Source organism: Paenibacillus sp. DCT19, assembly GCF_003268635.1.
Taxonomy (GTDB): Bacteria; Bacillota; Bacilli; order Paenibacillales; family Paenibacillaceae; genus Paenibacillus.
Genome location: NZ_CP029639.1, coordinates 2059077 through 2073362, shown reverse-complemented (window position 1 = coordinate 2073362; position 14286 = coordinate 2059077). Strand labels below are relative to the sequence as shown.

Below are 14286 nucleotides of genomic sequence, written 5' to 3'. Positions count from 1 at the left end.
ATTCCATACCATATTATGATGCAGAAATAGGTTCTTGATTGCGAATAAATACCTTACATAGCCTATGATTGATAGGTATAATTTGATGCTATAATCTTGAAAAGATGTTAAAATATTATACATATACTACTTAGGAAGAGGCGGATATCTGTGACGAGAGAAGAACGTAATATTACCTGGCAACAATCCAGCTTAGATCGACAAGAACGCGAGATTCGCAATGGTCATCGCAGCCGTACACTGTGGTTCACAGGTCTGTCTGGTGCAGGGAAGTCCTCCCTTGCATTTGCGTTAGAGAAGCATTTGTATGACGCAGGAATACGTTGTTATGTGCTGGATGGGGATAATGTGCGTCATGGACTTAACCGGGATCTTGGCTTTACCACCACGGATCGTCAGGAGAATCTACGCCGGATTGGTGAAGTTTCTAAGCTAATGGTGGATGCTGGATTGATTGTTCTCTCTGCTTTCATTTCTCCTCACGCTGAGGATCGACAGATGGTCAAGCAGTTATTCGAACCTGGTGATTTTATTGAAATCTATGTTCGTTGCTCGATTGAGGAATGTGAACGGCGTGACCCCAAAGGTTTATACAAAAAAGCACGTAACGGTGATATCCCACATTTCACTGGAATCTCAGCACCTTATGATGTTCCCGAAGAACCTTCGCTCATTATCGATACGGAACTGCTCTCTCTGGACGAAGCTGTAGCTGAAATTGTAAAACATCTAGAACAGACGGATTCTCTGCAACTTCCTCTCTCTACAACCACCAATAGCATTGGATAAGTTCATACGTTAGTCTTCATTTTCAAAGTTTAAAGGTAAAAGGTATGACATTGTATGTGGCAGTTCGCAGACACGTGTTACAGATCGGAGGCGCAGCAATGTCTGCGCCTCTTTGCATTTCATAACATCAAGCAATGCTTACATCACCAACACCTATTGCTCTACACCTACTGACCCACTACACCTGCCTGCATGTTAAGCAGTTTACTGAAGGTACCTACAGGATCCGTGGACAGTTGCTGGTAACCGCCCTGCTGAATAACCTGGCCTTCATCCAGGACAATGACACGATCGGCTGTACGAATAGTTGATAAACGATGGGCAATCACGATAATTGTTACATGTCCTCTTAATCGTTCAAGCGCCTCATGAATATGCTGTTCATTTTCACTGTCTAATGCACTTGTCGCTTCATCCAGTACAAGCACAGAAGGATTGCGTAGCATCACACGAGCAAGCACTAACCGTTGGCGTTCCCCGCCGGATAACCTTATTCCCCGATCACCGATAACGGTATCCAGACCCTGTGGCAATTTCCGTACAAAGGATGCCGAAGACGAGAACTGTAGCGCTTGCCACATCTGCTCTTCACTGGCATCAGGGTCAACCAAACGTAGATTTTCACGAATACTGGTATGAAACAAAAATGGATCTTGAGGCACATATCCGATTGAACTTCGCCACGCCAGCAATGAGCTTTCGCTCAGAGGCACACCATCAATGAGAATCTGACCACTCTCTGGACGAATCAGACCCATAATAAGATCAATCAGAGTACTTTTTCCTGCACCGGATTTACCTACAATAGCCGTCATGCCTTTAGCCGGGACTGTGACATTCGCTTCATGAAGAGCATACGTATTACTCCCCTCATAACGATAATTCACATGCTCACAGCTAATGGACCGCAGTAATTCCAAGGGCTGAATGGGACGCATATCCTCCACCATACCACTTGTGCTCACTTGAGCCTGGGTCTGGGCTTGGGCTTTCGCTTTCACCCGCATGGAACGCGGACCAGGACTAGACGGATCAGAGTCAGACTGAACTGCCGCACCTGTGAGGGGATTATGTATTTCACGACTTTTCTCCGTCTCCAGCTGTAGCTCACGAACAATCCGAAATGCAGGTAGCATGGAGCTGATATACTCCAGATTAGACTGAATCGAAGTGAATCTTGGCCACAGACGGGAGAAAATAAGAATAATAAGCAGCAGGCTCGCTGGGGGTACATTCAGCACACGCATCGAGAGATAGATGAATGCAGCAATAATGACGGCAGAAGATACCTTGTGGATTAACTGAGTTCCACTATTAAGCTTACTAAACTGGATAACGTTACGTTCAATTCGTCTACACATGCCATCAAACCAATGAATATGGGAATGTTCAAGCATGTTGCTTTTGATATCTTTTATCCCGTTAAAATGTTCTGTCAGCCCGTGGTAATATAGTTGCGAGAATTCAGATGTCTTATCTCCAATTTGCTTGGCACGTTTGACAAATTTCCTTAGAACAAAGAACAGCACTAATCCACAGACCAGTACAAGTGTAGTTAGTTTGGCGGATAGCCAGAAAGCAAGCCCGATCTGAATACCCGTAAAGATCAATGAGGCAGCCATCTGCAACATAATGTTTGTTCCTTGGCTAACCCGAGCCAGTTCAGTTGTTAATATATGGTTAAAATCGGATTTTCTTTTTTGGAGAAAAAATGGCCACCCCGCCATGAGAATTGAACGATAGGTTTCCAGGCGTAATGTCCGTATAAACTGCTGCTGAATTTTGGTGTTTCGAATCGTCTGCAGACGTTGCAACCACGCCTGACCCGAGAGAATGACGACAAAAGCACCAAGCACTAGCAGCAACTGATTGTTCTGAGATAACCCGCTTAAGGCATCAGAGATCCACGGGATCTGAATTCCCGCCGAGTTCATCTGAAATACACCAATTAAGCTCAGCATGGGAACCAACATATAAATGCCGATGCCTTCCATCAAGCTGATACTGATCATCCCAAGTAGATTCCAATAGAGTACCGGTCCAGTTACACTGCGTAATTTCCGCATATAAAACCGAAGTTCTGAAAGCATTGTGTTATCCCCTTTCCGCCATCGTGTTCCTTTTCATTCGACGCCAGAACCAGAGGAACGGACGTAACGGAAAATACAAAAAGTGCAAATAACGTGGGAGCGGAAACTGTTCCACATCCCAAGTGCTTGGGTACAATCGTTCAATGAAAAAAAACATTTTCTGTCTCCGGCTTCTCAGCGCAAACAGATAGGACTGGTAACTCTTCACGTGTGCAGGGCTTTCAACCATCTCATGCATAAACAGCACACCGTGTCTTGCAAGCCGCTCTCCTGCTTTTGAATTCGTAGATAACAGATTATGGTAGCTCGAACTCAGAGGTGTATTCAGCAAAGCTGAGACCAAGCGCAGAGCTTGCGTTCCAATCGCCACTCGTCCCTCCGCTTTCAAGCGTTTCATTAAAAGATCGGTGTTTATCTGCATTGTACGAATCATCTGATCAATATCCAAAAGCCAACGTAATCGGAACCAACCGTGGCGTGCACCATGTGTCACCAAATACACCCATAGATCTTCTTTCTCCAGCATTCGTACAGGGGTTTGAGTATACGTGCTCAACCGGCTTCGTTTCCACAACACCTCAAAATCGGACTCTTTGCCTGAATCCGGATTCAGGCGCCAATGAACCTCCACCTGTGTTCGTTTGACTGGATGCATATAACAGACATGATGTTCTCGCCATTTCCAGCTCTGGACCGCAGTAATGCGTCGCCCTTCCTTCGTGATGTATCCAAGCTTCTCCAGCACTTCCTCAGCGGCTTCGACATCCTCCAAAGGAATAAGGATATCCAGATCCTTCGATGTACGCATAGATATATCACCATACAGATCATGAGCCAGAGCCGGTCCCTTCAACGTGATATTACGAATCCCTTGTCCATCCAAGGTACTGCATACCTGCTCCATCTCAGCTGTCAGGTGTAACATACGAAATGTATTCGCTGTGTACTCCTGTCTAAGACTCTCCACGACATTTGCTGGAACAAATGACATATTGGCATGTTTGATCTGTAGATAAATGACCGAATATAGCCGATGATGGTATACCAAGCGCATAAATAGATTCCAATCGATGTTCTCCGCCATCGCTTCCAATAATGATGGCTGAGAAGTTGGATCACTTTGGATCATGAACAACATCAGCTTGAGTTCCTGCGGGAACCCCGTTGTATAATCTTCAAATTCAAGATTCATAGACAATCTCCCCAGACCCCTTCTCTGAACATTGTTTACCAAACACACCAACAACGGTGTATTGATCCATCGTATCAGCTCCGGTCACGATTAGTTTCCCACTTCTGAGCCAGGCGTGAGCCATCATCTGTCCTTCTTTATTCCGAGCCGTTCCCATATAGAGCGTACTACTGATGTTGCGACGTTCTAGCATTTTCATTGCAGCAATAGCCATAACGAGACAGCGACTTTGCCATGGTGTAATTTTGCTTGCGAGCATAATTGCTTTGGACACATTCCGTAAGGTGACGATTTGACTACGATTCAAGCCAGTCATCGGGGTCTCATGCATGGGGATGCCGAGCCCTGGAGCAATTTTGGCAAAAGGCATAGCCTTAAGAATTCGCGCCACTCCGAGATAGAAGAAAGCTTCCCACAACATAAGACGCAGCGTGCTTGTTAATGAGAAGTACGCTTTGATTTTGTGAACTATTTTGCGAAACATCTTCTATTCTCCACGAGTGATGTTAATTAATCCCTCACGGGTCAAATGCTCCAGAAACAGCACAACCTGTTCACGACAAACCTCAGGATCGATCTCATATTCCGAGGCGAGTGTATTAACCAGCTCCGTCAATGTCCGCTCTTCCGCAATCAATTCCCAGATATGTCCCCCTGTACTGCCCAGATTGTAATACCTGCCACTTTGAATGCTCATCATCACCTTCTCGCCGCCCATATCACTGACGAGATGGCCTTCCTTCTGTACGAAACGATCCTGCTCATGGATTGGTTGGGTCATATTCATTGTTCTGTATACACTCCTTTGCGTACATGGTCTATGATCCGATCTACCATCTCAAACGCCGTAAAATCAGAGCCTGACCTCGTAATTCGGTGAACTTCTATACTTGCCGACAACCTAGAAACGGTCTCGAACAACCATTGTGCGAGTCCTTGACGTGATACAAGTGTGCTTCGGAACGTATGCGTACACAATAGATGCAACCGCTCCAATCCCATGACTTCTGTCATTTGAATGCTTGCTGAAGCTTCCTCTGGCCTCGGATCTAATTCGAATACTCCCGCAAGCGGAACAGCCCGATCATGAAAATAATGCTGAACAGGTATCGCATATTTCGTTACCTCGGCATGAATGGTGGCGTAGTTCTGCTCATTCATGCCAAAACCATCCAAGCTGGCTTGCCATAACTTCTGTTGCGGATACCCTGGCGATACAATCGCTCTTCCACCTGCATCCCACGTCAATGCAACCACATCATCGGTCATAAGCGGATAACCGCGTGAAGCGAGTGCGGCCGATAGTGTAGACTTTCCTGCACCAGAGTGACCAACAAATGCATACGCCCATCCATCAATGACTACGGCACTCCCATGAAGGGGAAGGATACCACGCTGCATCATCGTTACTGCCATACACGTACCCAGAATGTATAAACGAACTTTTTTCTCTTCGGCTCCCGGTTCAGGAGATACCAGGATACGCTGACCTTGCTCCATCAAGAAGAGACCTGTTCCAGCTACCCGAAAAAAAGGCTCCCATCTCTGCATACAAAGTTACTGTCCCCCACATCCCATGACTCCCACAGGGGGGTTAAATCGGTGGACTGGATGTATACGTCTGTGGTCTTCGTCTTCGGTTCATGACCACTCGGCACAATCCGGAGCTCCGGCATGTGAATCTGGCTTATCCAGTGTAATCCATAGGCTTCATAACGCAGAGACAACAGTAAACGCCTCCTCTTGGCAAGTTTGTGAAAGTGAATATTTAAAACGTCCACTTATTTCGGCTGAATTCCATATTCGATGCTGAGATGCCTCAAGGCATCATTCGTAATCAAAAGTGGACTTTTTGAACAACCTCTTAAAAAGTAAAAAAGCCCTTATATTCGTGGCTTAATAAGGGCGGAGGCGAAAAGAAAGCTATTGCCTTTCCGCCCTTTTAAGTATAATGACAAAGCTTATTGATTCTTACTTAGGAAACAGGTGGATCATACAGATCAGCATCGTGTTCTGTGATCCAGTCGATTTGTCTGTAACCTTTACCTGCGAGGGTTTGGTTTACTTCCAAAACTTCCAGTGCTGGTGCTTGCCATTGCTTTTTTTCGATTTGCATTGTATTCACCCCCTTTCATGAGCGCATGTAGGATCATGCATCCCTTCTGAATATCACATGGATATCAGAACTGACGAATGTACCGGTATACAATGAGGCTATGCATCATTAAGCGCAAGTCAGGATGTGATGCAAGCTCCGGACGAGGCTGGGGTATGTTTTGAAGAGCCGTGTAAATTCGATCTGTGTTTAATATGCCAGCTACTCGGCTATCAGAACACAGTGCCCGGATTTCACTTGTGAACGCTCCCCAATCCGGAATCATGCGATGTAACCAATCGGCTGGTTGAACACCTCGCACACGCTGATTCAGTCTCACATTATCCGGTAGCTCGGGTGAAGTTGCCCGGCGGATTAACGATCGATCTGTGCCTTGATTAACATATTGCTCAATCGGTACAGAAAGGCAAAACTGTATCACACGAGCATCACTCGTAGGATCTCGCTCCCATGCACGATAACGGAGTGAGCATTTGGTTGCCATCGCTCCATTTTTGCTTGCAATTGCCAGATTGTTGAACTTCTCCGCCCGTACTTTCAGAGCGTCTGCCTGGGCTCCACCCTGTAGTACAACCAGCGAACCCAAGCGATCCAATACGCCTGTCTTTTGTGCAAATTCCGGATGTATTAATTGATTGGTTGCGTTTGGAGTTGCACCATTACGAGAATTCTGAAACCTCTCTGGGTAGGCCTTTTGTGCTGTGATTCGGGCAATCCGTGAAAATTTCATCCCTGTACGTGAACTATACTGCTTCATTTCTTTTAACAGCCTCAGCCAGCGTCCACTACGCATCAAACTTGCATAATATTCTAGTGCCGGCCCCCAGGAGATCGTGAAGTTGCCTCTTGCTCCAGTGAGTAGAACACCCGCATCCTGCTGGCTAGCCTTTTCATAGAAGCCTCGAATCCAGAACGAGTTTTCAAAAAATTTATAAGGCATCTCCATCATGTCGAGCCATGTGTCCACTTCACTGAAGGGACTTCTACCTTCAAAATCAAGATAATTCTCCGAGATGTTCCCTACATGGTTCACTGTAGATCGAATGAAGGGCCGCTCATCCGCAAGCAACGTTTTGGGTGTATAATCTTTGAAATCAGACACCGGTACATAACTATAGGCATTCAGCGTTTTCCCCTGGCTTCGCAGTGTACCTGAAGCAAAGCCTACAACTGCTCCTGAATCCAGACCACCACTTAAAGCTGCAGCCACTTGCCGATGAGTCCGCAACCTTGTGCTTACAGCTTCTGCAAAAACCTCGCGGAATGCTTCTACATATTCTCCATCTGATTTGAGGCGAAGTGGTTCAACCTCATCCCAACGATGGTACTGATTCAACTCGATCTTACCGTCTCGAAATAACAGCGTATGCGCCGGTGGGAGCTGTCTCACACCCCGATATGCAGTCAATTGGATATCTGCTGCACCATGCATTGCAGGGATGGCGAGAAACTCGGATAACCAGGATTCGCTTAATTCTTTGGAAACTCCCTCTAACGATAGCAAGGGATTCATGAGGGTACAGAAAGCAAAGCGCTGTCCATCATGGCGGTAGTATAGCGATCTCATGCCTGTAATATCTCTAGCTGCAAACAAGGTACGCTTGCGATCATCCCAGATGGCAAATGCAAAATCTCCAAGCAGTTTGCTTGTCACGTCTGTCTGCCATCGTTGATAAGCTCTTAGAATTAACTCACTATCTGGCAATTCGACTAATTCTCTTCTCGATATCTGCAATTGGTCTGCTAATTGCTCCCGATTGTCCAGAATCGCGTCAGCCGTAATAGAGAGGCCGCTGACCTCGTCATATAGAGGTATTTTTTCATGAACAGATTCGGGTGTAATCCACTGCGCATGGCAACTCAGGAATGCTTCATTGCCTTTCCACACCCCAGTAGTATCTGCTGGAATATGACCCAGGCTGGCATACAGACGCCAACTATCCTCCCACAGTGCTTCTTGACCCTCGGTGTGAACAATCCCCGCAATAGCGCTCATGACTTTCCTCCCCGTAGAATCTTGCGCTGGGATGCCCAGGCACTAAGCTGATGACCAAATGGAATCAAGGATTTGATCCGCTGTATCTTGCTTTGCGTAGAGGCCAATTGTAACTTTAATCTCTCACGCTCGTTATAACCTCGCTCTAACCGGTGATCCGCAGCACGTAATGCAGCTTCCAGTTGCCTTATCGTTGCTAATGCAGCTAGGGTCGGATCGGTTGCTGACGCTTCTTGTGTATCCGTGGCATCTGATCTTTCATGCTCGGAATCAACGGTTACAACTTCAGGCTTTATTCGGTAATGAGATTGCCACTCACATCCGGTTGCTTTGGTGAATTGAAGTGTGAGTCGATCTACAACCTCTTGATCTGCACTCGCTTCATAGCGCACACCTGTCCATTGCTCTGCTTCCTCTAATTGCTGGCTATATCCCATTCGATGAAACAGATCTGCTCCAATGGTTCGGCAATACAGTTCAACTTCCTGACGATCCAGTATCTCTTTCCAGTTGTTAACAGAATCCTTGTGTGCTGCCTGATGTGATGACAAAAACGGATCACCTACACCCATACTGTAGAACATATTGGATTTCGTCGTATCCACAAACCGTCCATATTGCTCCATGCCCTGTTCATAGCCGATTCCGAGAAAGCTGCACAGCTTCTCCAGTTCGTCCTTAGGACTTGCGACGAGTTGTTCATACTTTATCTCATAAGCTTGAGGATGCTTCACCTCAAAGTAATCATTTAGCCTGAGCAAACCTAAGGTCAGGTCAACTGCTCTCATATTCAATTCGGGACTTTGTAAACTCTGAATGAGTTCGAATCCATTGCCTGAGTTACGATTAACTTTTTTGAACGATGCAGCAATGGAAAGTGGATTACGCTGGAGATGAATTCGCTTGGACTGTGGAAAAAGACGGTCAAGCCATTCCAGCATGTAATAGTAACGCGGAGATTTATCAATAACGAAGTCTGCCCCGCTGCCTTGTAAGAAACCATTATAGATTTCTAGGGCGAACTGTCGACACGCTTGTTCAAATACATCCTCAGATACCATCGCACTATAGAACTGACGAATGATGGCATTGCCACCATACGGGCGAGGGTCTACTTTAGCCAGATCGACCAGACTCATCAAGAACCACATTTCTTGTGTAGCAAATATGCGGCTGTGATTTTGTAACATGACGGTGGAGAGTGAACTTCCACTGCGGGGGACACAAAGTAAAAATACAAGACCGTTACCTTGAATATCTACCAATGGCATCCTCTCCTTTTGTTTATATAATAAGCATGCAGTTGGTATACTCAGCAAAACTTGAGGATCAGACGTGATTTCGTATGCCTAGACAATATATGTACTTTCGACAACGTTTTTGATACGTTATGTATTCATAGTTTTACTCTATGATACAAAATGTATCATGTCAATCTTTTATTTTCAATTTTTCATAATTTTCGTGCGAATCTTCGTTTCTGCCGTTGTGGAATCACCCCTCCATACCTATTCCGACCTTCTTCTCATTTATGACTTGTAGCCAAATAAAAAAAACTTCAGGATCTGTTCAATGAATGAACTGACCTGAAGCTCTATAGGGTTATGACATGAATTGCAGCCGATCGCTGTTACCCCGATACATTTATATCTGATCCAACCTTGGGTACACGTCCGCCCCACTGCTTCTGATCCTCCTGATCTGCAAGCTTGGCATCCGTGATTCCCTCCTGTACTTTGACCGTTAACAAGAAAGCAATACCTGCAACAAAGAAGAAAATCAAAGACAGTATTCCCCAACGACTTGAACCCGTTAATTGACCCACCAGTCCGAACACAAACGGCCCAAAGATAGAGGAAAATTTGCCTGTTATGTTCACGAATCCAAAATACTCACCTGTTCTGCCAGAAGGCATCAGATTACTGAACAAGGAACGTGCCGTAGATTGACTGACACCCTGCACGACACCAACAAGCCCGGCAAGTATATAGAAATGAAGCGCCTCTGTCATGAAATAACCGAGAATGACAATACATATGTACACCGACAAGCTTACCAGCAATACTCGTTTGGCTCCCCAACGCTGTGCCCAAGCCCCCAGTAATAACGTACAAGGGAAACCAACGAATTGGGTAATTAACAGCGCAAGCATAAGATCCGTAGTTCCAATACCAATGCTTGTCCCGTATATGGTAGCCATCAGGATAATGGTATTAATTCCATCGTTAAAAAACCAAAAGGCAACCAGCATGCGTATCAATTGAGGAAAACGTAACATCTGTTTGAACGTTTGACGCAATCTGCGCACGCCTACTCTAGCGTACCCTGTCCACGATTGTGGTAAATCTCTTGCCGCAGGACGGCGCGGAGCGAAGCGGAAGATCGGAATAGAGAACAGTAACCACCAGATCGCTACAGAGATAAAGGCAAGCCGAGTACCCGCTAATGTGCTACTTAAGCCAAACCAGCTTGGCTGTTGTATCATTAACAAGTTAATTGCTAACAGCAAACCTCCGCCAATGTAACCATATGCGTATCCTTTGGAAGAGACCATCTCTCGCCGTTCAATCGGCACTAGATCAGGCAACATGGCATCATAGAACGTATTACCGCCTGCAAAACCAATCGTAGAAATAATGAGCAGTACCGATGCCAGGAGCCAGTCTCCCTCCCCTACAATGCTGAATCCCAGTGTAGCGAGTATGCCTATGATGGCAAATACCCGAAGGAAGTCCCCTTTACGTCCTGATAGATCGGAAATTGTGCCTAGCAAAGGTGTAAGTAAAGCCACACATAACATACCGATGGAATGAGTGTACGCCAAATAAGACGCAGCCGTATCCGCGTCTAGTGTCGCTGCAGCGACTGAGGCATAAAAGACAGGAAGTACTGCCGCCAGCACTGTTGTTGCATAAGCCGAATTAGCCCAGTCATACATAATCCAAGCTTTAACCGCCCGTTTCTCCAAATAAAACCCTTCCTTTGCATGCATCCTCATATGGGATACCAGATCAATTTCATTTCGAGGTTATTCCAAAAGTCCGTTAAAGGCTGACAAAACATACCTTATGGCAACGCAACTTTTGAACTCGCACTTTTCTATTCTAAAGGAAGTTTATCATACTTGTTCCCGTTTTTTGTAAATTATCGCAGAGAAATTATACAAAAACATATGTTCCAATTGAAATAGTCTAAAATGAGGCTTAACATCCCATCTGGTGCGACTATTCCGAATGATTCAAAGATACTCGCCTCATAATTGTATCATTTTATATGCTCTCGCATCACATATCGTCCCCGCCCGTGAATATACTTAATTACCGACAGGCCAAACTGTGCCGCGTAATCAATGGGGGGTGCCTACATGTCAAATTCACACCAGCCTTACTCGTTCGTCGTATCCCGGGAAGATTGGTCGCTTCACCGCAAAGGGTACCAGGACCAACAGCGCCATCAGCAAAAGGTTAAAGATGTCATTAAGCAAAATCTTCCGGATCTGATCACGGAGGAAAACATCATCATGTCTGATGGAAAACAAATCATCAAGGTACCAATCCGCAGTCTGGATGAGTACCGTTTTGTGTATAACTACCAGAAGCAAAAACATGTGGGGCAAGGTGATGGTGACAGTCAGGTCGGTGACGTCATCGGTCGTGATCCTGCGTCGCAGAAGCCAGGAAAAGGCGAAAAAGCCGGCGATCAGCCCGGTCATGACATCGTGGAAGCGGAAGTTAGCATAGAGGAATTGGAAGATATGTTATTCGCAGAACTGGAGCTTCCAGATCTGAAACAGAAGGACAAAGATCTCATCGAGACACATACGGTCGTGTTCAACGATATTCGCAAAAAAGGAATGCAGTCTAACATTGATAAGAAACGAACCATTTTGGAGAACTTACGGCGAAATGCAACAACGGGCAATCCCGGCATTCATCACATCAGTCCTGACGATCTGCGGTATAAGACGTGGGAAGATAAGATCATTCCACAATCCAACGCTGTCATTATTGCCATGATGGATACTTCAGGGTCGATGGGCTCTTTCGAAAAATATTGCGCACGTAGCTTCTTCTTCTGGATGACTCGCTTCCTGCGTCGTCAATATGAGAAGGTGGAAATTGTATTCCTTGCCCATCATACCGAAGCGAAAGAGGTTACCGAAGAGGAATTCTTCACCCGCGGCGAGAGCGGCGGCACCATCTGTTCCTCCGTATATATGAAGGCACTGGATATTATTGATTCACGTTACCCTCCTTCCAGCTACAACATCTATCCGTTTCACTTCTCTGACGGAGATAATCTGACCTCTGACAACGAGCGTTGTGTGAAGCTGATCGGCGAATTAATGAAACGAAGCAACATGTTCGGATATGGCGAAGTGAATCAATATAATCGAAGCAGTACACTCATGTCTGCTTATCGCCATATCAAGATGGATCAGTTCATGTATTATGTGATCAAAGAAAAAAGCGAAGTGTACAAAGCTTTGCGCAGCTTTTTTCAGAAACGCGAAGGAGGCAGTGTAGGATGACCGATGAAATCCGCGACCTTGAATATGCCATTGACGAAATTATGGAGATTGCCGATGGATTCGGCCTAGATTACTATCCCATGCGTTATGAGATCTGCCCGTCCGACATCATCTACACCTTTGGTGCCTATGGTATGCCCACTCGTTTCAGCCACTGGAGCTTTGGCAAGACCTTTCACAAGATGAAGATGCAATACGATTTTGGACTCAGCAAAATATACGAGCTTGTGATCAACTCTAACCCTTGTTACGCCTTCTTGCTCGACGGAAACTCCCTTATCCAAAATAAACTCATTGTGGCACACGTGCTTGCACACTGTGACTTTTTCAAAAACAATGCCCGCTTCTCCAAGTCCAACCGCAATATGGTCGAGAGCATGGCAGCAACAGCCGACCGGATCAGCAACTATGAGATGGAATATGGTACGGAGGCCGTGGAGGCCTTCATCGATGCGGTCATTGCCATTCAGGAGCATGTTGATCCACAGCTTATCAAGCCCCGTCATTTGGACAAACAACGTTACATGGAAATGAAAGTACGGGAGCAACGTGGAGACAAAGCACCTAAACCTGAAGGACGGTATGATGATTTATGGGCTCTGGATGACAGACAGGTTGAGGAAACGCCTACGGACGGAATTCAAGTTCATCACTTCCCACCTGAGCCTGAAAAAGATGTGATGTGGTTCATTCAAGAGTTTTCCGAAGTGTTAACGGATTGGCAGCGGGATATTATGAGTATGATGCGCGAAGAAATGCTTTATTTCTGGCCACAGATGGAAACCAAGATCATGAACGAAGGCTGGGCTTCATACTGGCATCAACGCATTATACGCGAATTGGATCTAAGTAGTGAAGATACCATTGAATTCGCCAAGCTGAATTCCTCTGTCGTGCAGCCATCCAAACAAAGCCTGAATCCATATTATCTGGGACTGAAAATATTTGAGGGTATTGAGCGTAGATGGGATCATCCATCGAAAGATGAGCAGGAGCGTTTGGGACGCAAACCGGGTATGGGTCGTGCCAAAATGTTCGAGGTTCGCGAATTCGATTCAGACACCTCGTTTATCCGCAATTACATGACCAAACAGTTAACGGAAGACCTTGACCTATATGTATTTGAGAAAAAGGGCCCAGACTGGAAAATTACCGACAAGTCTTGGGAGAACATACGGGATCAACTTGTATTCTCACGCGTGAACGGCGGCTCTCCTTATCTCGTTGTTCAAGACGCAGACTATTTGCGAACCGGCGAGCTTGTCCTCAAACATCAATATGAAGGCATCGAACTGGATCTTAAATATATGGAGCGCACCCTTCCTTATCTCTACAAGTTGTGGGGACGCACAGTGCATCTGGAAACCCGTGTGGAAGAAAAACCAATCTGGTTCACCTATGATGGCAAGAAGCATCATCGCAAGTTTCTCTGAGATATCCTCACTTGAATGGCTCGATGAATCCGAATGGATTTAATGATTCAGTTTCTTATGTAATCTAATATGTATGTTTAACAAATAAAGCGGCAAGTCCCTGTAGAATGACGGGGACTTGCCGCTTGGCATGAATTAA

13 protein-coding genes are annotated in these 14286 nt (G+C 45.7%); 3 read left to right on the top strand and 10 right to left on the bottom strand.

All coding sequences use genetic code 11. The features are described from left to right. The first annotated feature begins 150 nt into the window (after positions 1-150). Positions 151-789, top strand: coding sequence for an adenylyl-sulfate kinase (gene cysC, locus DMB88_RS09305; protein ID WP_128101128.1), 639 nt, complete (start codon positions 151-153; stop codon positions 787-789). A gap of 167 nt (positions 790-956) precedes the next feature. Here cysC and DMB88_RS09300 read toward each other — a convergent pair whose 3' ends face one another. The 10 genes from DMB88_RS09300 to DMB88_RS09255 all read right to left on the bottom strand — a co-directional run bounded on the left by DMB88_RS09300 (position 957) and on the right by DMB88_RS09255 (position 11151). Next, positions 957-2879 carry an ABC transporter ATP-binding protein gene (locus DMB88_RS09300; protein WP_128101127.1) on the bottom strand — a complete coding sequence of 641 codons (1923 nt, stop codon included), beginning with the start codon at positions 2877-2879 and terminating at the stop codon, positions 957-959. Positions 2880-2883: 4 nt separating this feature from the next. Continuing rightward, on the bottom strand, positions 2884-4071 hold the full coding sequence (locus tag DMB88_RS09295) for a nucleotidyltransferase domain-containing protein (RefSeq protein WP_128101126.1): 1188 nt from the start codon (positions 4069-4071) through the stop codon (positions 2884-2886). Beyond that, a complete protein-coding gene (locus tag DMB88_RS09290; RefSeq protein ID WP_128101125.1) occupies positions 4061-4555 on the bottom strand; it encodes a lasso peptide biosynthesis B2 protein in 495 nt (164 codons plus the stop codon). The genes DMB88_RS09295 and DMB88_RS09290 overlap by 11 nt, the downstream gene beginning before the upstream one ends. 3 nt (positions 4556-4558) lie before the next feature. Then, the gene (locus DMB88_RS09285; RefSeq protein ID WP_128101124.1) at positions 4559-4858 is read right to left on the bottom strand and encodes a lasso peptide biosynthesis PqqD family chaperone; all 300 of its coding nucleotides are present in this window, start codon (positions 4856-4858) and stop codon (positions 4559-4561) included. Continuing rightward, the gene (locus DMB88_RS09280; protein WP_128101123.1) at positions 4855-5622 is read right to left on the bottom strand and encodes a phosphoenolpyruvate carboxykinase (ATP); all 768 of its coding nucleotides are present in this window, start codon (positions 5620-5622) and stop codon (positions 4855-4857) included. The genes DMB88_RS09285 and DMB88_RS09280 overlap by 4 nt, the downstream gene beginning before the upstream one ends. After that, positions 5592-5798 carry a hypothetical protein gene (locus DMB88_RS09275; protein ID WP_128101122.1) on the bottom strand — a complete coding sequence of 69 codons (207 nt, stop codon included), beginning with the start codon at positions 5796-5798 and terminating at the stop codon, positions 5592-5594. The genes DMB88_RS09280 and DMB88_RS09275 overlap by 31 nt, the downstream gene beginning before the upstream one ends. Positions 5799-6046: 248 nt before the next feature. Continuing rightward, entirely contained in the window at positions 6047-6187 is a 141-nt protein-coding gene (locus DMB88_RS09270; RefSeq protein ID WP_174715277.1) for a paeninodin family lasso peptide, read from the bottom strand. Between the two features lie 64 nt (positions 6188-6251). Further along, positions 6252-8183, bottom strand: a complete 1932-nt coding sequence (locus DMB88_RS09265) for an asparagine synthase-related protein (protein WP_128101121.1) — start codon at positions 8181-8183, stop codon at positions 6252-6254. Further along, entirely contained in the window at positions 8180-9448 is a 1269-nt protein-coding gene (locus DMB88_RS09260) for a sulfotransferase family protein (RefSeq protein ID WP_128101120.1), read from the bottom strand. Before DMB88_RS09260 ends, DMB88_RS09265 begins: the two co-directional genes overlap by 4 nt. 365 nt (positions 9449-9813) lie before the next feature. Then, positions 9814-11151: an MFS transporter gene (locus tag DMB88_RS09255; RefSeq protein ID WP_128101119.1), complete on the bottom strand. Its 1338-nt coding sequence runs from the start codon at positions 11149-11151 to the stop codon at positions 9814-9816. Positions 11152-11547: 396 nt separating this feature from the next. Between DMB88_RS09255 and yhbH the strand changes: the two genes are divergently transcribed. Both yhbH and DMB88_RS09245 read left to right on the top strand, forming a co-directional pair. Then, positions 11548-12714 carry a sporulation protein YhbH gene (gene yhbH, locus DMB88_RS09250; protein WP_128101118.1) on the top strand — a complete coding sequence of 389 codons (1167 nt, stop codon included), beginning with the start codon at positions 11548-11550 and terminating at the stop codon, positions 12712-12714. Beyond that, the gene (locus DMB88_RS09245) at positions 12711-14147 is read left to right on the top strand and encodes a SpoVR family protein (RefSeq protein WP_128101117.1); all 1437 of its coding nucleotides are present in this window, start codon (positions 12711-12713) and stop codon (positions 14145-14147) included. Before yhbH ends, DMB88_RS09245 begins: the two co-directional genes overlap by 4 nt. Positions 14148-14286: the final 139 nt, after the last annotated feature.

Bases quoted from the DNA above. Each gene is read 5' to 3' on its own strand.
- DMB88_RS09300 (WP_128101127.1), bottom strand. From the start codon at position 2,879: ATGCTTTCAGAACTTCGGTTTTATATGCGGAAATTACGCAGTGTAACT.
- DMB88_RS09295 (WP_128101126.1), bottom strand. From the start codon at position 4,071: ATGAATCTTGAATTTGAAGATTATACAACGGGGTTCCCGCAGGAACTC.
- DMB88_RS09290 (WP_128101125.1), bottom strand. From the start codon at position 4,555: ATGTTTCGCAAAATAGTTCACAAAATCAAAGCGTACTTCTCATTAACA.
- DMB88_RS09285 (WP_128101124.1), bottom strand. From the start codon at position 4,858: ATGAATATGACCCAACCAATCCATGAGCAGGATCGTTTCGTACAGAAG.
- DMB88_RS09280 (WP_128101123.1), bottom strand. From the start codon at position 5,622: ATGCAGAGATGGGAGCCTTTTTTTCGGGTAGCTGGAACAGGTCTCTTC.
- DMB88_RS09270 (WP_174715277.1), bottom strand. From the start codon at position 6,187: ATGCAAATCGAAAAAAAGCAATGGCAAGCACCAGCACTGGAAGTTTTG.
- DMB88_RS09265 (WP_128101121.1), bottom strand. From the start codon at position 8,183: ATGAGCGCTATTGCGGGGATTGTTCACACCGAGGGTCAAGAAGCACTG.
- yhbH (WP_128101118.1), top strand. From the start codon at position 11,548: ATGTCAAATTCACACCAGCCTTACTCGTTCGTCGTATCCCGGGAAGAT.
- DMB88_RS09245 (WP_128101117.1), top strand. From the start codon at position 12,711: ATGACCGATGAAATCCGCGACCTTGAATATGCCATTGACGAAATTATG.